Below are 18,109 nucleotides of genomic sequence, written 5' to 3'. Positions count from 1 at the left end.
TCAGTCCCGTTGATCCTCCAAAAAGGCCTCGGTCAGGAACGGTCCAAGGAAGTCGTCCAGAAGCCTATTTTCCTCGCGACATTCCTCCAGATACCGAGAGGCAAGCGAGAAAAACGCATTCCGTTCGGCTTGGTCCCACTCTTGAGCCGCTTGGCGGCTCACAACGTACTCTAGATCGGCCCGACAGAGGGGGGCGATCGACTCATCGATCCTCATGCGACCCGCCGGCTCCGCTAGCGAATAAGTGCGCAAGAGAGCGGCTAGCGCATAGGGAAAGCGTCCCGAGAGCTTCCGCTTCTTCTCTCTCTCCTTTCGCGAAAGCCTCGCAAACTCTTCGCTAAGCCCGATCGCAGACGACTCCCACTTTGCTCCCCACTGCAGAATCTCCCCTGACCGCTTAAAGAGGCTGATCGCGAAGGCCGACCTGCCGTACCCCAATTTGCTTTTGGCCCTCTTCTCAGCGGCCCTTGCCGCTTCCATGAGGTTCTGCAGCGGGCTATACATATGGCCAATGGCAATCCCTGCGGAGAGATCCGCCCGCCTTCCGGGCACGAGGATGTGGTAATCTCGAGGAAGCTTGACTTGCTGTCTGGTCCGCCACCAGTCAGCGTCCAGGACAGCGAAGCCCCACTGATCCTCATCGGCCTCTTTGACGCCCCGAAAAGAGGAATGAAGTTTCGGATTGCCTTGAAAGGCCATGCGAAGTGCGGCAGCGCAACGCAGCGCATTGCGGGCGGGGAGCATGGCAAGGACATCATCGCCTCCAGCATAGATGAGCTCTCCTTGAAAGGATTCGACGATCGGCCAAGCGAGGTAGATCGCAAAGTTGGCGAGCGCTGTGCTCAACTCGAGGTGAAAGCTTGGGGTCAGAAGCCGTTTGCTTTCTTTAAGCTCGCATAGGGCTTTTGGATCCTTCGCATTTGGCTGCTCTTTGCTAAAATAGTTCAAGGACTCGGAGGACAACTGGCTCTTTAGCGGTGGCAGATTTTCGCCGCTCAACCACTTGCCCATCGAGTCGCCATCGAGCGCAAGGACAGCGACGTAGCGGCGTGGAGAGCTCCCTACTTCGTCATAGAGCCTCTTGAGATTCCGCGCAGCCTCACTGCACCTCGAGGACTCCGCCTTCTCCCGCCGATCCCGGATCCAGCGTCGGATCTCCGGCTCGTGGAAAAGAGAAGGAGAGTTTTTGTTAATCCATTCCTTGCTGTCCTTGCATTCCGAATAGGGGCGATAATCGGGTAAATCCACTTCCTCCTTCGCCACATCCAGCGATTGCCCGAATTGGGCGAGCGAGTTACGAATCTGACTTCCCTCTGGTTCCCCTTCCAGCCTTTCCCGAAGCTCCTCGACCCAATCGGCGGCAGCCACGTCGGGAACTGAGTCGAAGCGAGCAGAGCCATCAGAGCCATCAATCTTTGATCTTTCCTCAGAACCGGGTTCCAAATACGCCTTGTGCCAGACCCGCTTGATGAGGTTCAGGGCTCCCAGGATCTCCCCAGGCCGGAAGAGATGCCCCGGGATCTTCTCCAAGCTCTCCAGCCACTCCTTTCCTCCAACCGACTCCTCCTTCCCCGAGAGGACGTCTTTGGGGAGACCGGAGCGCCGCGCGAGCTCTTCAGGCTTCCCCCAAAAGGGAAAGTCCCGGGTATTCCGTCGAGCAGCGAGATGGGAGTCGACCATCGAGTAATGGATCGACCAGGCAAATCCGGGGTTCTCAACCTCGGGAAGCCCGTCCGCATTGAACAGGATTTCCGATGTCCACTGACTCCCCTCCTTCCAACTGCGATGGCGATAGTTGCGGGGATCGAGATGATCTCGAGGAATTCCCTCCTGAGCGGCGTGGTGGTAGGCGCGGAACCGCTTGGCAAGGCCATTCTTCTCAGGATCCTCTCCAAAAAGGGCCTCATGCTCCAAGCGAGCCTGCTCCGGAGAGGCGGCCCAGGGCCAGGTCTGCCAATGGATCGAAAGAAAATGGTCGACCTGCTCTCGCCACCTCCCCTCTCCCTTGGAGTCGAGCGGATTGCCTTGCTTCTTAAACCAGTCCAGGCACTTCTCGGAGATGTCGTTGAGGCATTGCCGGATCGATGCCTCGGCAGCCTCGGCCAGGGCCTTGGCGCGTTCCGAAGGAACGAGCGCAAGAAAGCGGTTGGGAAGATTGGGGGTGAGGATCTGCTTGTCGGTTACACAGAGGTCCTGCCAGAGTTCAGGGCTCACTCGATCGTACAGTTCCTTCTTGTGGAGCCAGTCAAAGAGGGGCTGGCCGCACAGGGATGGAAAAAGAATCGCATCCGGGCCGATGCGGTCGGTGATCGCCTTGAGCCCGTGTGCCATCAAAAAAGAGAGGAGATAGCTTCCGCTCCATAGGTCGCGCGTCTTCCGAGCTTGGGCAATAAATTCCTGGACCGGGCCGACCTGCATGAGGAGGAAGGCGGGAGAAAAGGAACGAATTTCGGTGTTCGGACCGTCTCCGGTGACCTCCACGCATCCCTGGAGGGCGCTGGTAATCGCGCAATGGGTCCAAATGGTGTGATCCGGGATTCGGGTATCCGCTGGCAAGAAGGAAAGCCTTGGGTCTTGCTCTGCTGCGAAGTATGGCCAGAGCCGCCAGTGGAGGAAGAAGTTGGCCCAGTCCCTGCCCGATCCGGCGGGGCAACCCGGAAGGTCCTCCACATTGCTAATCCCTTCGTACTGAGGCTGGCCTTTCGCCACCTTCGCTTCCGCATCGTCTGGCTCGATCGGCGGGCTAAAAACGAGCCTCCCTTCCCCCAAGGGATGGTGGAATCGGCCCTGGAATGGGGAACTGAGGACGGATGGTTTCGGGAAGATGATCCGATCCGCTGCGGCGGCTGCATGATCGCACTTCTTATCAAAAAACCAGCGAACGCTTTGCCGATCGAAGCCGGCTGCACGCAGATGGGAAGCCGCAATCTCCTCATGCTCTCGGAGATTGAAGGCCTTGCTTGGCGGATCGTGCAGAAGAGCCAGGAGCTTCCGCTGCCAGAAGTTCATGGCGTTCATGGCGGAGATTATTAGGAACTTTTGCCACCATTGCCAAGCAAGAGACGTCTGGCGACGTCGGAATAACGGAAAGCTCCTTTAGGCAAGAGCCGAGAAAAAGCTTCTGCGGCCTCTTCACGCACTCAATCCCGCAGCGCAAGACCCTATCCGCGATGGGGCGCTTCGTGGGAGTTCTTCACCCGGCAGGTGTTGATCCCGAAGAGGGACCAAGCGGGACAGTATCCGACCAGCCCGGTGATGAGGGGAAGCAAGCCAATCACTCCCCACCATTTGGCGGGACCGGAGAGGATCAGCGGCAGTCCGATGAGAAGAGCCAAGCCGGCCAGCACTCGGAGAACACGCTCCGTTTTTCCTTCATTGACTAACATGTCATATCCTCCGGTTTGGATGAACGTACACGGGTCAAGGCGTTCGCGCAAATTCCCGCGGGATTGGCCGGGGCTTCGCCAAGATCGCATTCTCGACCGAACGTGCCAGAAGCTCGCGCGAGAGATCCCCGCATGCTCTTGCGGTGAGTTTTCCCTTGTCGGGAACGACCCGCGGGAGTATGCAAAAACGTTCCGATCTTCGATCACCATCGGGAGCGAGTGAAAACCTTCTGCGCCTCGTTTTAAGGAAACCAATCGCTTATGCCTTTCGATCTTCCGGGAATCGTCCGTTCCCGCATGGGGGAAAACTACTCCCTGCACCAGAAGCATCTGAACCGGACGCTCGTTCGAGTGCAGCAGATCATCGGCTTCGACAAGGTCTATGCGCGGGCCAAGGGGGCCTATCTCTACGATCGTGAAGACAACGAGTATCTCGATTTCCTGAGCGGATTCGGGGTCTTTTCGATCGGACGGAACCATCCGGTGCCTCAGAAGGCGATCCGTGACGCCCTCGATCTGGACCTGCCGAACATGGTCCAGATGGATTCCGCCCTTCTGAGCGGGCTCTTGGCGGAAGCGCTCGTCCAGCGCTTCGCCTCCCAGGGTGCCTCGCATCTCGACTCGGTCTTCCTCTGTAACAGCGGGACCGAAGCGGTGGAGGGGGCGATCAAGTTTGCGCGCGCCGGAACCGGACGGCCACGGCTCCTTTCGCTGCAAAACTCCTTCCACGGCCTCTCGATGGGGTCGCTCTCCCTGACGGGCAACCCCTTCTTTCATGAAGGCTTTGCGCCCTTCCTTCCCGGCTGTCAGACCGTCCCGTCGGGAGACCTGGGGATCCTGGAGCACGAGCTCCAGAAAGGGGACGTGGCCGCCTTGATCATCGAGGCGGTACAAGGGAAAGGGGTTCAGTTTCCCCGAGACGATTACTTCGTGCAGGCGCAGGCGCTCTGCCGGCGGCATGGAACCCTTCTGATCTGCGACGAGGTGCAATCGGGGCTCGGACGAACGGGCAGATGGTTTGCCTTCGAGCACTGGGGGCTCCAGCCCGACATCGTCACGCTGGCCAAGGCGCTCTCCGCAGGATATGTGCCCTGTGGGGCCATCCTGACGCGGCGCTCGATCTACCAGAAAGTCTTCAGCCGGCTCGACCGGTGCATTGTTCATTCCTCGACCTTTGGAAGAAACAACCTCGCCTGCGCCTGCGGATTGGCCGCGCTCTCCGTCCTGGAAGAGGAGAAGCTCGTCGAAAACGCGGCCCGGATGGGAGAACGGCTGGAGCAGGGCCTCCTGGCGCTCCAAAAGCAGCACGAAATCATCAAGGAGGTTCGGGTCAAGGGGCTCATGATGGCCGTTGAATTCGCCGAGCCACGATCCTTGCGCCTCAAGATGGCCTGGAAGACCGTGCATGCGCTCGATCCGGGGCTCTTCCCTCAGCTCGTGGTCTCTCAGCTCATGGCGAAGCACCGCATCCTGACGCAAGTCGCGGCGAATAACGCGGATGTGATCAAGGCGCTCCCCCCGCTGATCGTCGGTCCCAAGGAGATCGACCATTTCCTGGGCGCTCTCGACTCGGTCCTGACCGAGCTACGAAAATTTCCGGGTCCCTTGTGGGAGATGGGAACCAACTTCGTCAAGGCGATGCGCAACGGCGCGGAGCAACCGCTCTCCGTCTAAAGCCCGAGCTGCGCTTCCTCTTCCGGGCTCAGCGCCAGCTCCCGGGCGGGGTTTCGGCCCGCCGATCGGCGGTACCAGAAATAGAGAAGCTGCTGCGCATAGCCCCCGTACGGACCAAAATGCGCGGCGGCGAATTCCGCGATCCTCCGGGCCGATACCTCTTTCCGATGGGCAAAGTAGAGCTTCCGAAGAAGCCGCTCCATCCAGATATCAATCGGAAAGGCATCATACCTGCCGAGCCCGAAGAGGAGAACGCAGTCAGCGATCTTTCTCCCGACGCCAGGCAGCTCGCAGAGGTGGGCGCGGGCCTCCCCGGTGGACTGGGTCCCAAGACGAGGGAAGAAGTCCGGGTCTTCGGCGAGAAGACGAGCAACCGCTTGGAGGGAACGGGCGCGGAAGCCCAAGCGGCGGGCCAGCAGCGCTTCCCCTGGGGCGGAGGCGAGCGCTTCCGGCGCCGGAAAGGTGCAAAGGCGGCTCCCGGCAATGGGCCTTCCCCATTCCGCCCGAAGCATCCAGGTGATCCGGCGGATCTCGGGGATCGGCTTGACCGGCGAGCAGAGGAAGCTGGCCAAGGCCTCCCAGGGATCCTGAGCGAGGATGCGGATTCCCTGGCCGGCGACCCAGGCGGAGGCGAGCACAGGATCGGAGGGGAGAGCATGGGCCACCCGAGTCCAATCGACGGAGGAGGCAAAGTAGTCGAGGAGGGCTTGCCGACTTCCCCGGAGGCTTTCGATGGCGTAGTCCTCCTTTTCGGGAGTGATCCGGTAGGCGGCGGTGCCAACGACCCCGATCCACGAGCCGTCGTGCAACCGGGCCCAGGAAAAGGTTTGTCCGCACGAGAGGGAGCGCTCGCAGTCGATTTCGGCGCGGGAGATCCTCCCCAAGCTCTGCCAACCGCTGGCGGAGCCGGACACCTCCGCCGATATTTTCTCGATTGGGTGTGAGTCGGTTTTGGACATATTGTGTTCCGTCCGATTGTAAGGGGAAATGATGGAATTTCGCGATTACTACAAGGTCTTGGGCGTGCCGCGGAGTGCCTCCGCCGACGAGATCCGCTCCGCATTCCGAAAGCTGGCGCGTCAATACCATCCCGACGTGGCCAAGGATAAGAAGAAGGCCGAGGACAAGTTCCGCGAGATCAACGAGGCCTACGAGGTCCTCGGCGATCCCGAGAAGCGAAAACGCTACGACCAGCTCGGCTCGACATGGGAAGAGGGCCAGGAATTTCAGCCGCCGCCGCAATGGAGAAGCGGAACCCGGTGGGCCCAGACCCCGGAAGAATATGGTTTCCAGGTCGGAGGGACGGGCTTCAGCGATTTCTTCGAAGCGTTCTTCTCCGATGGGGGAGGTCTCAGCTCTCTCTTCGGGCGCCGTCGCTCTTCGGGAATGGGCGCTTCGCGCGCAGGGGCTGACGTGGAGGCGGACCTGGCCATTACGCTCGAGGAGGCGATGCAGGGGACCTCCAAGGAAATCCACCTCCGTCGGCAGGAACCCGGGAAGCCGGGCTTCCGTTCGCAGACCTATCAGGTCTCCATCCCCGCCGGAGTCCGGGAAGGGCAGCGGATCCGGCTGGCGGGCCAGGGGCAACCCGCTCCGCCGGGCGGCCGCCCAGGCGATCTTTTCCTCCGAATCCGCTATGCCCGCCATCCCTATTTTCGCGTCGAGGGAAGCGACCTTCTCTACGAGCTCGAGCTTCCCCCTTGGTCCGTCGCGCTGGGCACGCACGCCGACATTCCGGCGCTGACCGGCGGGGTTCGCTTGCGGATTCCTCCGGGATCGAGCTCGGGCCAAAGGTTCCGGCTGGCCGGGCTCGGGCTGCCGCGAAAGCAGGGAGGGCGGGGTGACCTCTACGTGACGCTGGCCGTCCGGATGCCGAAAGCTCCGACCCCGCAAGAGAGGGAGCTTTGGGAAAAGCTGGCCCGGGCTTCGCATCCCGAAGCAGGCCAGGGCGGTTGAAGCCTCGTCAATGGAGGATGAGCCATGGGATCGCCCGAAAGGGATCGTACGCCGTCGGTCGAGCTGGTTCCTTACCGAAGCGCTGGGCCGAGATATTCGGCATCGTCCCTGGCCGAGCTCGCCAGGGTCCATCCGGAGATGGTTCTCTGCTACTGGAGGCTCGGGCTTCTCTGCGCGGAAGGGGAAGAGGAACAAGGCCCCCGCTTCGATGACGATGCGCTCTTCCTCCTCAGGCGGCTGGAGCAGCTCCGAAGGGATTACGGTCTTTCCCTGAGAGCGCTCCGTCTTTTCGCCCAGGCCTTGCGCTCATGGGAAGGATGAGGGGGATGCCAATTCCGGAAGGCGAGACACCACTGGCCGCACTGCTGCGCGCGCTTCTGGCGCAAGAGGGCTCGATCCCCTTCAGCCGCTTCATGGAGATCGCCCTCTACCACCCGGAGCACGGGTATTATGCGCGAGCCCCTTCCCTGGGGATCGGAAGACGCGGGGACTACTATACCGGGCCGAGCGCCGGGCCAGCCTTCGGCCGTCTCTTTGCCGAAACGGTCGTCGAGGTTTGGTCCCTGCTGGGAGGGCCGGAGACGATCGATCTCTGGGAGCAAGGAGCCGGGGCGGGCTGGCTCGCCTGCGACCTGGTCGATTCTCTCCAGCGGCGAGACCCGGATCTTGCGGGACGGCTTCGCTACACCATCGTCGAGCCCAGAGCCCGCGCCCGCCAAGAGCAGCAGGAGCGGGTGAGCAAGGCCCAGCTCGCCGATCGCTTTCGCTGGGTCGATTCCTGGGACGAGACGGAAAGGATCGTCGGCATCTTCTTGTCCAACGAGCTGGTGGACAGCTTTCCGGTCCGTCGGCTCGTCCGCCGGGGAACCGGCTGGATGGAGAGTTGCGTGACTCTCCAGGATGGACACCTCCGGCTCGAAGAGCAACCCCTGCGCGGCGCAAGCCCCTGGAGCGATCCTCTTGGGGAGCCGCCACCCGATCTTCCCGAGGGCTGGGTCGTCGAGGTGAGCCCCGACGCTCCGTCCTGGATGCGCCGGGTAGGGAGGCTACTCGAGCGCGGCCTGGTCTTTACCTTCGACTATGGCTTGACCCCGGAGGAGCGCTTCTCTCCCGGGAGGTCCGGCGGAACTCTACGGGCCTATCGTCGCCACCGGTGGGCGGAAGATCTCCTCGCCAACCCCGGAGAGCAGGATCTCACTGCGCACGTCGACTTCCGGGTGCTCGAGCAGAGCGGACGCGAAGCCGGATTGCAGAGCCTGGCGTTCATCGACCAGCACCATTTCTTCGTCGGGATTCTCGCCGCGCTCGCCCAACGGTCTGAAGGAAGGCTGCCCGACGGTTTGACGGTGGGGGGATTCCAGACGCTCGCCCATCCCGGCTTCCTTGGAAGGACCCACCAGGTGCTGATCCAGTCCAAAGGGGTCGACGATCCGTCTTCCCTCTCCGGCCTGCGCTTCGCTCGGGTTCCTGGCGACCTCGCTTGGTTCTTGTCCCCCCGGCCCATCCCCCGGTACCAATAGAGCGTGCGGATCGAGCCTTCGGAACGAGTCGTCGGCCTGCTGATGCCGGTCTCCGCCCTGCGGCGACCGGGAGATCTCGGAATCGGGGATGCCCGGGCGGTCCGTGACGCGATCGACTTCTGCGCGGAGCACGGCATCCACTGGCTCCAGCTCCTTCCGATCAACGAGACGAGCGGGGACAACAGCCCCTACAATGCGATCAGCTCGATCGCCCTCGAACCCTCTCTCTTCTCCTTGGAGCCCGAGGAGGTCCCCGGCCTGGAGGCGGAAGACATCCCGAAGGACTGGTTAGAGGAGGGTGCCGAAGAGGATGTCATCGACTATCCGCAGGTCAAGGAGCGGAAGAAGACACTGCTGGAACGTGCCTATGCGCGCTTTTGGGAGCAGCGGCCGCCGGGTTGGGGGGAGTTTCAGGCGTTCTGCCGAGGCCACGCTTCCTGGCTCAAGGGATATTCCCTCTTTCGAGCCCTCCTGGAGCAGCAAGGAGGGGATCCTCGGTGGGATCGGTGGCCGGCCGAAATCGCCCACTACCGGAGCGCTCTTACCTGGCTCCGCACGGAGCGCCCGCGGGAGCTTTTGCGGAAACGCTCCTTTTACGCATTCGTCCAGTGGATCGGTTACCGGCAGTGGAAGGCGGTGCGGACGTACGCGGCTTGGCGCGGAGTCCGGCTCATGGGAGACATCCCTTTTGGGATCAGCCGCTACGGATCGGATGTCTGGACCAACCCACCCCTTTTCGACACGAGCTGGTGCGGAGGCGCGCCGCCGGAGAAGTTTTTCCAGTCCGATGCGTTCACCCAGAAGTGGGGCCAGAATTGGGGAATCCCGCTCTACTTCTGGGACCGACATGAGGCGGAGAACTTCGCCTGGTGGAAGCAGCGCATCGCTCGAACGCTCGAGATCTTTCATGGCTTCCGCATCGATCATGTTCTCGGCTTTTTCCGGATCTACGCCTTTCCCTGGAAGCCGGAAGAAAACTCGAACTTTCTCCCGGTGACCCAGGAAGAGGCGAAGGAGAGGACCGGCGGAAGGTTGCCCCATTTCATTCCCGCATCCGACGAGAATGCCGAAGATGCGGCCCGCAATGAGGCGCGAGGGGTCCTGCTCCTGACCCGGCTCCTCGAGGAGACCGGGAACGCCGCAGTGATCGCGGAGGATCTGGGATTCGTTCCCTACTATGTGCGCCCCGCCTTGAGCGAGCTCGGGATCCCCGGGTTCAAGATTCCCCTGTTCGAGCGGGCGGAAGATCACTCCTACCTGCCCGCCTCGACCTATCCCCACTTGAGTGTAGCGACCTACGCGACCCACGACCACCCCCCGATCGCCTGCATCTACCGGGGCCTGGTCGAGCGCTGGCTCGGCCCCAGCGGCCATGACGCCTGGCTCGAGCTGCAACGGCTCATGACCTTCCTGGGTTGGAACCCGGAGACGCCTCCACGGGAGTTTTCCCGAGATCTCCACCTCCGCATGCTCCAGGTCTTGCTCGACGCTCCGAGCTGGATGGCATCCATCCTGGTGAGCGATCTGTTGGGAATCGAAACCCGGTTCAACCAGCCGGGGGCGGATCGGAACTGGATTGCGCGCCTCCCGCGCCCTCTGCCGGACTACCGGCAGCTCCCCCCGTTTGCCGGGCTTCTCTCCTCCTTTCGGGCTCTGGTGGGCGCGAGCGGTCGAGGCCCGAGCCGATGGGGCGGCTAAGAGGGGACTCGCTTTTTTCCCTGCGCCCTGGCAGAAAGGATGGCCGTATGCGACGCTATCTCCTTCTTCTCTTGCTCGTCCCCGTATTTGCGGGCTGCGACCAGGCGGTCTATCTCTGGCAGTACGGCTCGTTGACGGGACCAGGGAAGAAAAACGCTCGGAAGGCCTTCGAGCACGACCTCTTCTCTGCCGAGGCCAAGAGAAAGTATCGGATCACCCAGGACGAAATCACGGTCAATGAAGTAGAGATGCCCACGATCAACCCTTGGACCAATCAAGAGGAAGCGGGCGTCCACGTCACCGTGATGGTCCGGTTTCAAAACGGCCGGATCTTTCAGCAGAGCTACGATGGCGCCATCATTCACGTATCGGGCGGCTGGCGCGTCAATCCTCCGCTCACCAAAGCAATCCAGGCGCAACTGGAAGCGGCCTCGCGCGCTTGATCCGAGCGAGAAAGCCCCTCCCCTTGCTCCACCAGCGGAGCCACACCTCACTGGGAGAGAGCCCGGATCACGATCTCGACGCGGCGATTCTTCGCCTGCTCCTCGATTGTCCCTCGCGGGTTGACGATCGGCCTGCGGCGTCCGTAGCCAGTCGCGTGAAAGGCGAGCCGCTCTCCGGGCAAGCGCTGCTCGAACCAGCGCTGCACGGATTCGGCGCGCTGTTGGCTCAGCTTCACATTGTACTGGTCATCCCCGAAGGTATCGGTGTGGCCGCCGATCTCGACATCGGCACGGCCATAACGCTTCAAGATCTCGGCTACTTGAGCGAGGAGCGGCTCCGCGTCCGGACGCAACTGGTAGGAGTCGAAATCGAACAAGATATCGCTGGGAAGCCGCACCATGATCGGCTGAGGGATGCGCGGATCGAAGTTGGCGGCGGCCCGGAATTGGCTTTGAACATCGTCCGCTCCCGGCAGGCCCTCTCCCCCGGCCGCTTCTTCCGGATGGGTTCCCGCCTGCCCCACGGCACTTGCGCCGGGCCGCGGATTCGGCCCGATCCCGGAGGGGAGAACGATGGCGTCGTTCGGCGCACCCGGGGCCGCAGGACCGACGTTGGTCTGGGAGGTCGCGCTTTCCACCTCGGCTCGCATATCCGGCAGATAGGGGCTCGTTTCGCTCGGCGGCGTCGGAGCCAGCACCGCCACTTCCGGGGCCCCTCCGGGAGTCGTATCGGGAAGCGGGACGCGAACGGGATTTTCCTGCGCCAGCTTTTGCACGATCGCCTCCTCCCCCTTGACCTCCGTGGGAGCCTCCAGGTTAGGGACCGGAGCCATGGTGGGGGTGCTCGACTGGGCGCGAGCCTGGAAAAGAGAGTTCGGCAATTCCGCCCGTCTCAGGTGAAAGGTACGCGACATCTCCTTGGCCTGGGATGCGAGGGCCATCCTCCCTCTCACATGGAGCGGACCCACAACCCCCAAGATCGCGACATGCACGAGGAGGGAGAGGAGCAGAGCGATGAGAGCGATCTTCCCTTGATGCTCGCTCGAGTCAATGATCGGTTCAGGCATCGGGCTTAAAATCCGGGTACTTTTCCTTCAGGCGTCTCCGCCAATTGGCGGCCTGGGCCTCGTCTCCCGACAGCGCAAAGCACGAAGCGGCCTTGTCCATGGCTCGCGGAGTAATCTCGTCGTCCTGGTAGATGAGGCTAAGCGTACTGTATGTCTTGGCGGCTTCGGCATAGTTTTTTTGGGCCCAATAGAGGTTTCCGAGGAGCATGCGCGCTTCCGCGTTCCGCCGTCCCTCGGGTTCCTGCAGCAGCACCTGCTCCAGATGCTTCTGTGCAGAAGCATACTCTCCCGCGCCCGTCTCGGCTTCCGCAAATCCCAAGAGCACCGGGCTATTGTCCGCACCACCCGGGTCGAGCTTGCGGAATTCCTGATAGCACTGCATGGCACCAGGCCACTCATGCAGCTTCCGCTCGACCTCGGCCAATTCCCAGTAGGCCGACACTCGATATTGACCGGCATCCGTTCGCGCGCAAACCTTCTGGAGCGCGTTCTTGGCCGAAGTCAGCTGGTTCTCCTTCGCCCACGAGAGGCCCACCCAATAGTAGAGAGCGGCGGGAAGCTGCTCGGCGGCCGACGGGGCCTTTTCCTCGAGCTCCGCCAAGTAGCGGCTGGTCTTCTCCAAGTCCTTCTCGCTGTAAGCAACCCAGACCAGCATCGTCGTTGCCGGGCCAAAGAATTGCGTCGGTTCTCCTTCCCTCGCCTCCAGGAGATGCTTTTCCGCCTCAGCGTATCTCTTTTCTCCGAGCTCGGACTGCCCGAGCAGCAGGCAGCCGAGGGGGCGAAGCTTGGCCTTGGGGTATTCCTCCGCGAGCGCTCGAAACGCCCGCTCCATCTCTTCGGGCTGCTTCATCTGCCTGGCGAGCAAGGCCGTCTGGGCCAAGGCGGCCTCCCGTTCCGGGGAACCCTGGGGAGCCAGGTCGAGCACCTGCTTCCAGGCTTCGAGGGCCTTGGCGAAGTTTCCGGCCTTGTCCCAGGCCGCGCCTTCGGTCATCCGAGCGGTCAAGAGCTCTGGGGCCGCCGGGCATTCCGTGCCAAGCTTTTCCAGGATCTCCGCCGCATCCTTCCACCTCCCGCACTCGAAGTAGGCTCGGCCGAGTCCCAGGAGCGCGGACGAGCGGGAAACCCCCTCCGGCTTTTGAGAGACCAGAGACTCCCAAAGCGGCAGGGCGTCAGCAAAGCGACCCCGCGCCGAAAGCGCCTGCGCCTGGATGAAACGGACACGGAGCGCGTAGGGGCTCGACGGGCCGAATCGGTCGAGATAGGCGTTCGCCTCATCGAGAACTCCCTTCTGGTTGAGTGCTGCCAGGGCGACCAGCCTTCCATAGGCGGCTTCGGCCATCGCGGGTGCGGCCGGGTTCAGGGAAAGACACTGTTCGAACACCGGCAAGGCGATCCCTGGCTCACCCGCCTGCAGGGCGCCATTTCCCAGCTTCAAAAACAAGCCGACCTTTCGCTCCTGGGAGAAGCGCGCCGCATGGGACTGGAGGAACGTCAAGGCCTCTTCAAAGCGCTTTTGCAAAAGGGCCTCTTCGAATTGCCCCTCATAAGCCAGGTTTTGCCATTCGGCGGGAACGGCCGGACTGAGACACCGGCGAAAGAGCTCTTCGGCGGTTTTTGCATCGCCGCCCCGCAGAGCCGCCCATCCCGCTCGCGCCGTGGCCTGCCACTTTTGTGACGACTCCTTGCTCTGCTCCGCCAGGGTTCGCCAATAATGGAGCGCGCTCGCCCAGTCCCGCTTCTTTTCGAGGTAGACCGCGAGCAGCCGAGTCGCCTCCCCACGGTAGGGGGACGACCCGGAAGCCACCATCCGGAGCTGCTCGGATCCGGCGGTTTCGTTTCCGATGTGAAACTCCGAGAGGGCCATGAGGTAACGAGCCGTTTCGGAGGTCTCTCCGACTCCCCGATCGATCGCCAGCTGAAGAAGCGGGATCGCTTCTCCATAATGCCCTTGCTCCATCAGGAGCTTGCCCTGCCAGAACCAGGCGGCCGGAGCATAGAGGCTCTTCGGGTTGCTTTGCGTGAGCGTCCGGTAGACCGAGAGAGCATCCTTGGTGCGGCCCAGCGAGCGATAGCATTCGCCGATGTCGAAGAGGGCCTCCTCCTTCTTTAGTGGGGTCAGGGAAGGCAGCGCCTCGGAAAGGAGGCGCAGCGCTTCGGAGTAGCGATGGTCGCGATAGAGCACCACTCCCTGATCGAACTGCACCTCCGCTTGGGGAAGCAGCTCGAGCGGCTCCCCGGAATCTTGCGCTGCGGCCGCCGACCAGGCCGACTCGGTCCGCCCGATCCAACAAAGGCACAACGCCGAAAGGAAGAGCAAACGGCCCAGCCGACGGAATGCGCGCGATTTTCGCACCTGGATCAGACCCGTCGAACCCATCTCCTCCGCCTTTCCTCCGCCGCCCCGCTGACCAAAGGGGTTCCCTTCTCTTCGGTCCAGGACGCCTTCCCGGCACCTCCGCGCCATGTCGGCTCTAGCGGCTCCTTCCGCCCGACAGCGGCTCGGATACGACATTCTCGGGCCCTCTCATCGCTACCCCTAGGGCGTGGTGAGGTCGGGCCGGATCGTCGCGAAGGCGATATTCCAGACGTTGGCCGCCCGACAGACATCGAGAACGTGAACGACATGCTCGTAGCTGGTCGCCTCGTCGGCACGGATCACCACCGCTTGGTCCGGATATTGCTGGATTACGCCGTGCAGGATCTCCTCCAGCTCGGAAGGGGAGACCGCCCTTCGGTTGAGCGTGATCTTGCCGTCTTTCATGATGTTCAAGACCACCTCTCCCGGAAGGCGCTTGGGAATCTCTCCATGCTTCGCCTTGGGGACCCGCACGTCGAGGTCCGCCTCGTACCGCGCCAAGTTCCAGGTGAGCAGAAAGAACGAGAGCAGAAAGAGGATGACGTCGATCATCGGCGCCAGCTGCAGCGCGATCTGCTCGTTGGGCACGCGGTTCCGGAAGTTCATGCCGATTCGACGACCCCGCTCGCCGCCGGCTCCTTCGCGGCGGCTTCCATGCCGCTGGAGCGGTGAAGGAGGATCAGCTCCTGGACCCAAATGGCCGATCGCTCCTCGAAGACCGTCAGGAGCCCTTGAAGCCGGCCGCGGAAGAAGGAATAGAACATCATGGAGGAGATCCCGACGATGAGGCCCACGGCCGTGGCGATCAGCGCCTGAGAGACTCCTCCAGCCAGAAGCATCGTCCGCATGGGAGACGGATCGGCCGCAATCGAGCCGAAGGAGCGCAAAATCCCCACCACCGTGCCGAACAGCCCGAGCATGGGCGAGATGACCCCGACATCCAGAAGATACAAGATCCGTTGATTGAGGCCAGCGGCAATTCCGCTCCCGACGACTTGCGCCACGGACCGCACAGCCTCCGCGTCCGCGGCGGGATGGCGCTGATAGAGACCGATCGCCTCCCGGAGGACTCGGGCGACGGCCTCCTTCCTGTCCCGCAAAAGCTCACCCAGAAGAGCCATGTCGCCGCGGCGAAAGACGCTATCGAGCCTGCGCTCCAGATCGCGGGTCCAGACCACGCCCTGCCGGAGCGACGCCAGGCAGTAGAAGATGAGCCAGAGAGCGATGATCGAGACGAGCAATAGCGGCAGCATCACCCATCCGCCGGACTGGAGCAGCCCCCAGACTGTCAACACCGGCAGCTGGGGCGGGAAGGCCGCTGTGAAAAACGAGAGGAAGAGCGTGGGCATGGCGAGCACGAGGTCATTCATAGGGAATTGTCATGCCTAAGGTACTGAATTTGCGTCATCCTTGCCAAGCCGTCTTGCGAGCCGAAAAGCAAAGGAGTAGTTTCGGCACCTCGGGCAGATTTGCGTGTAGATCTGCCAGCTCGTGGAGGACAATCGGGGAAAATGCCGTACCTATGGATGAGCCTCACATCGAGGGGCGGGTGAAATTTCCTTCGCTGCTCCTTCTCGGAGCTCCCGGCTCCGGAAAAGGGACGCAAGGGCAGATCCTCGCCCGAATTCCCGGTTTCGTTCACATCTCCTCGGGCGATCTCTTCCGCTCCCTGGATCCCGGCTCGGAGCTGGGGACGCTCTTCCGGGAATACTCGGATCGCGGGCGGCTCGTCCCCGACGATTTGACGATCCGCGTCTGGCAGGAACATGTGCGAACGCTAGTCGCCTCCGGCGCTTACGACCCCTCGACCGATTTTCTCGTGCTCGACGGCATCCCCCGCAACGCGAACCAGCTCGCGCGGATCTCCGACTCCGTCGACATCCGGCACGTCTTCCATCTCTGCTGCCCCAACCGGGAGGTCTTGATCCGGCGCGTCGCGGGTCGCGCTCGGCAGGCGAATCGGGCCGACGACCTCGATCCCAAGGTGATTCTCGAGCGGATCGCCGTCTACGAGACGGAAACCAAGCCGCTGCTGGGAAGGATTCCCCCGGATCGCATCCACGATATCGACGCCGACCGGTTGCCCTACCAGGTGCTCCGGCAGATTCTCGATTCCCTGCCGTAGCTCGATTCTGGACCTCTACCGGGTCAATCGGCTTCCGGACCGCGGAGCCGTCCACGGAATTGGCGCCGGACGAGCCAGATCATGCCAAGCAGGTCGATGGTCGCCGCCAGAGCCCGCCTCCAAGGGCGAACCTTGCTTTGGCCGGCGTGCCGCGGACGATGATGCACCGGCTGCTCGCCGGTCCGATATCCCATGCCACGCGCAAGAGCGGGAATGAACCGATGCATCCCGTTCCATCCCGGTAGCCGCCGCGCCAGCTCGCTGCGGATGATCTTGAGCGAGCAGCCCGAGTCTCGCGTCTGATCGGCGAGGAGTCGGGCGCGGACCCGATTGGCGACCCAGCTCATCCACCGCCGCTGCCAACTGTCTTGCCGCCTTTGGCGGAAGCCCGTGACCAGATCGAGCTTCTCCTCCTGCAGACGTCCCAGCAGTGCGGGAAGATCCGCCGGATCATTCTGGAGGTCGGCATCCAGGAGAATGATCCAGCGCCCCGCGGCTGCCTGGATGCCGTAGTAGATCGCGGCACTCTGGCCCGACCGGCAGGTGAGATCGAGCCACCGAACCGGGTAGCGTGGGCTCGTGGGCGGACGCGCGAAGCGGTCGGTACTGCCATCGTTGACGAGAAGGATCTCGGCCGATCGCCCGAGCGCTTGGAGAGCCGAATCGATCTCCCGAAGCAGCTGCGGCAGGTTTTCCGATTCGTTGAAAAAGGGAACCACCACGGAATACTCGGGCTCGCCCTTTCTGGCGGGGTCCTCTCTCATGACGGAGCTGGCTTCTCCCGGAGAAGCCGCAAGAGCGCCAGCTCGAAGCTGATCTGCTTCTCCCCTCCGCGCAACATGCTCCGGTTCGCCTCCGAAAGGAGAAGAAGCGCCTTCACCCAGAACCGGGCGCTCCGCTTCTTGGCCGCGGCGACCGTCATGCCCAGCTGCCAGGGACTCACCGGGGCTCCGCTCTTCTTCTTCGGGAAGTAGTCCTGGGCTTCGGGAGCCACCTCCGCCTTGACGAAGCGGCCGGAGCCGCTCAGGTGGAGCCAGCCGCCTTCCCAGAGGAGAAGACCCAAAGCCGCCAGGCGGATCTTCTGGGCCAACGCCAGGAGGAGACCCACTTCGCTCTCCCCCTGTCGCAAGAGCGTCCGCAGCTCGCGCAGTGCCTCGGAAGCGCTTTCCCCCACGACCGCATCGCAGAAGTCCCAGACCACCCCATCGCCTCCGCCGCCCAAGAGCAGCCGGAGATCTTCCGGCGTGAGTGGCCGCTCCTCGGCCGGATACAGGGCCAGCTTCTCGATTTGAGAATCGAGCCGCTGGCGGTCCCCTCCCGAAGCGGCGAGCAGACGTTCGCAGAGCTCGTTCGTGGGAGAAAGGCCGCGTCTGCGCATCCGCTCGGCGATCTCGCCCAAGGCCCGGTCTTCGTTCCGATCGCCTCCCAAGGGGGCGAAGAGATGAACCGAGGCGATTTCCCGCAGCCCGCGCAGGAATTGTCGCCGTTCATCTACGGCTCCGGCCTGAATCACCAGGACGACCTCTTCGGGAGCGAGGCCTCGCAGGACCGCAAGCAGGCTTGCGAGCGCCGCGGAGACCCTTTCGTCCCGGCCGACCCCCTTGGCCCCGAGACAGCGGACATCCTTCCAAAGCACGACCTTGCGCAGACCGAAGAGCGAGCCGGACTGGAGGGCGTCCCGCAAGCGGTCGATCTGCTCGCACGCCTCCGCCGCACTCTGCCCGTCCCCAGGAACGCTCTCGAAGGAAGGATCCTCGCGCAACCCCTCCTTTTCCAGAAAGAGCCGTGCGACGCGCTTGGCTTCGTATTCGTCTTCTCCGCCGAAGAAATGAATTGCTTTACTCTTGCCGGCAAGAGGCGTCATTGCAATAAGATCGGTCCAGG

General features: G+C 62.8%; 16 protein-coding genes. 7 read left to right on the top strand and 9 right to left on the bottom strand.

Annotated features, from left to right (window positions below; genetic code table 11):
• On the bottom strand, window positions 1–3,018 hold the full coding sequence (gene cas10 / locus MacB4_RS10665) for a type III-B CRISPR-associated protein Cas10/Cmr2 (RefSeq protein ID WP_206863795.1): 3,018 nt from the start codon (window positions 3,016–3,018) through the stop codon (window positions 1–3).
• Window positions 3,019–3,161: 143 nt separating this feature from the next.
• On the bottom strand, window positions 3,162–3,386 hold the full coding sequence (locus MacB4_RS10660) for a DUF2892 domain-containing protein (RefSeq protein WP_206863794.1): 225 nt from the start codon (window positions 3,384–3,386) through the stop codon (window positions 3,162–3,164).
• A gap of 261 nt (window positions 3,387–3,647) precedes the next feature.
• Between MacB4_RS10660 and MacB4_RS10655 the strand changes: the two genes are divergently transcribed.
• Entirely contained in the window at window positions 3,648–5,060 is a 1,413-nt protein-coding gene (locus MacB4_RS10655; protein WP_206863793.1) for an aspartate aminotransferase family protein, read from the top strand.
• Here MacB4_RS10655 and MacB4_RS10650 read toward each other — a convergent pair.
• Window positions 5,057–5,974, bottom strand: a complete 918-nt coding sequence (locus MacB4_RS10650) for a DNA-3-methyladenine glycosylase (protein WP_206863792.1) — start codon at window positions 5,972–5,974, stop codon at window positions 5,057–5,059. The two genes, MacB4_RS10655 and MacB4_RS10650, sit on opposite strands and share 4 nt — an antisense overlap.
• Window positions 5,975–6,047: 73 nt before the next feature.
• Here MacB4_RS10650 and MacB4_RS10645 point away from each other — a divergent pair, with 73 nt between their 5' ends.
• The 5 genes from MacB4_RS10645 to MacB4_RS10625 are packed head-to-tail and all read left to right on the top strand — an operon-like array spanning window position 6,048 to window position 10,677.
• Window positions 6,048–7,016 carry a DnaJ C-terminal domain-containing protein gene (locus MacB4_RS10645; protein WP_370569372.1) on the top strand — a complete coding sequence of 323 codons (969 nt, stop codon included), beginning with the start codon at window positions 6,048–6,050 and terminating at the stop codon, window positions 7,014–7,016.
• Window positions 7,017–7,040: 24 nt separating this feature from the next.
• Window positions 7,041–7,337, top strand: coding sequence for a hypothetical protein (locus MacB4_RS10640; protein WP_206863791.1), 297 nt, complete (start codon window positions 7,041–7,043; stop codon window positions 7,335–7,337).
• Window positions 7,338–7,342: 5 nt separating this feature from the next.
• Window positions 7,343–8,536 carry a class I SAM-dependent methyltransferase gene (locus tag MacB4_RS10635; RefSeq protein ID WP_206863790.1) on the top strand — a complete coding sequence of 398 codons (1,194 nt, stop codon included), beginning with the start codon at window positions 7,343–7,345 and terminating at the stop codon, window positions 8,534–8,536.
• A 3-nt stretch (window positions 8,537–8,539) separates the two neighbouring features.
• Window positions 8,540–10,234: a 4-alpha-glucanotransferase gene (locus MacB4_RS10630; RefSeq protein ID WP_242529244.1), complete on the top strand. Its 1,695-nt coding sequence runs from the start codon at window positions 8,540–8,542 to the stop codon at window positions 10,232–10,234.
• A gap of 47 nt (window positions 10,235–10,281) precedes the next feature.
• Window positions 10,282–10,677 carry a hypothetical protein gene (locus MacB4_RS10625; RefSeq protein WP_206863789.1) on the top strand — a complete coding sequence of 132 codons (396 nt, stop codon included), beginning with the start codon at window positions 10,282–10,284 and terminating at the stop codon, window positions 10,675–10,677.
• A 47-nt stretch (window positions 10,678–10,724) separates the two neighbouring features.
• Here MacB4_RS10625 and MacB4_RS10620 read toward each other — a convergent pair whose 3' ends face one another.
• The 4 genes from MacB4_RS10620 to MacB4_RS10605 all read right to left on the bottom strand — a co-directional run bounded on the left by MacB4_RS10620 (window position 10,725) and on the right by MacB4_RS10605 (window position 15,470).
• Entirely contained in the window at window positions 10,725–11,744 is a 1,020-nt protein-coding gene (locus tag MacB4_RS10620) for an OmpA family protein (RefSeq protein ID WP_206863788.1), read from the bottom strand.
• Window positions 11,737–14,121 (bottom strand): tetratricopeptide repeat protein, encoded by a 2,385-nt coding sequence (locus MacB4_RS10615; RefSeq protein WP_206863787.1) that lies wholly within the window; start codon window positions 14,119–14,121, stop codon window positions 11,737–11,739. The genes MacB4_RS10620 and MacB4_RS10615 overlap by 8 nt, the downstream gene beginning before the upstream one ends.
• Before the next feature lie 159 nt (window positions 14,122–14,280).
• Window positions 14,281–14,706, bottom strand: coding sequence for a biopolymer transporter ExbD (locus MacB4_RS10610; RefSeq protein ID WP_206863786.1), 426 nt, complete (start codon window positions 14,704–14,706; stop codon window positions 14,281–14,283).
• Window positions 14,703–15,470, bottom strand: a complete 768-nt coding sequence (locus tag MacB4_RS10605; RefSeq protein ID WP_206863785.1) for a MotA/TolQ/ExbB proton channel family protein — start codon at window positions 15,468–15,470, stop codon at window positions 14,703–14,705. Before MacB4_RS10605 ends, MacB4_RS10610 begins: the two co-directional genes overlap by 4 nt.
• 152 nt (window positions 15,471–15,622) lie before the next feature.
• Here MacB4_RS10605 and MacB4_RS10600 point away from each other — a divergent pair, with 152 nt between their 5' ends.
• A complete protein-coding gene (locus MacB4_RS10600; RefSeq protein ID WP_242529243.1) occupies window positions 15,623–16,225 on the top strand; it encodes a nucleoside monophosphate kinase in 603 nt (200 codons plus the stop codon).
• A gap of 23 nt (window positions 16,226–16,248) precedes the next feature.
• On the opposite strand, the gene MacB4_RS10595 is transcribed toward MacB4_RS10600, so the two are convergent.
• Both MacB4_RS10595 and holA read right to left on the bottom strand, forming a co-directional pair.
• Window positions 16,249–16,989, bottom strand: a complete 741-nt coding sequence (locus tag MacB4_RS10595; RefSeq protein ID WP_206863784.1) for a glycosyltransferase family 2 protein — start codon at window positions 16,987–16,989, stop codon at window positions 16,249–16,251.
• Window positions 16,986–18,089, bottom strand: coding sequence for a DNA polymerase III subunit delta (holA, locus tag MacB4_RS10590; RefSeq protein ID WP_206863783.1), 1,104 nt, complete (start codon window positions 18,087–18,089; stop codon window positions 16,986–16,988). The genes MacB4_RS10595 and holA overlap by 4 nt, the downstream gene beginning before the upstream one ends.
• Between the last annotated feature and the right edge of the window lie 20 nt (window positions 18,090–18,109).

This window comes from Methylacidimicrobium sp. B4 (assembly GCF_017310545.1).
Classification (GTDB): domain Bacteria; phylum Verrucomicrobiota; class Verrucomicrobiia; order Methylacidiphilales; family Methylacidiphilaceae; genus Methylacidimicrobium.
This window is presented reverse-complemented; position numbering and strand designations above follow the sequence as displayed.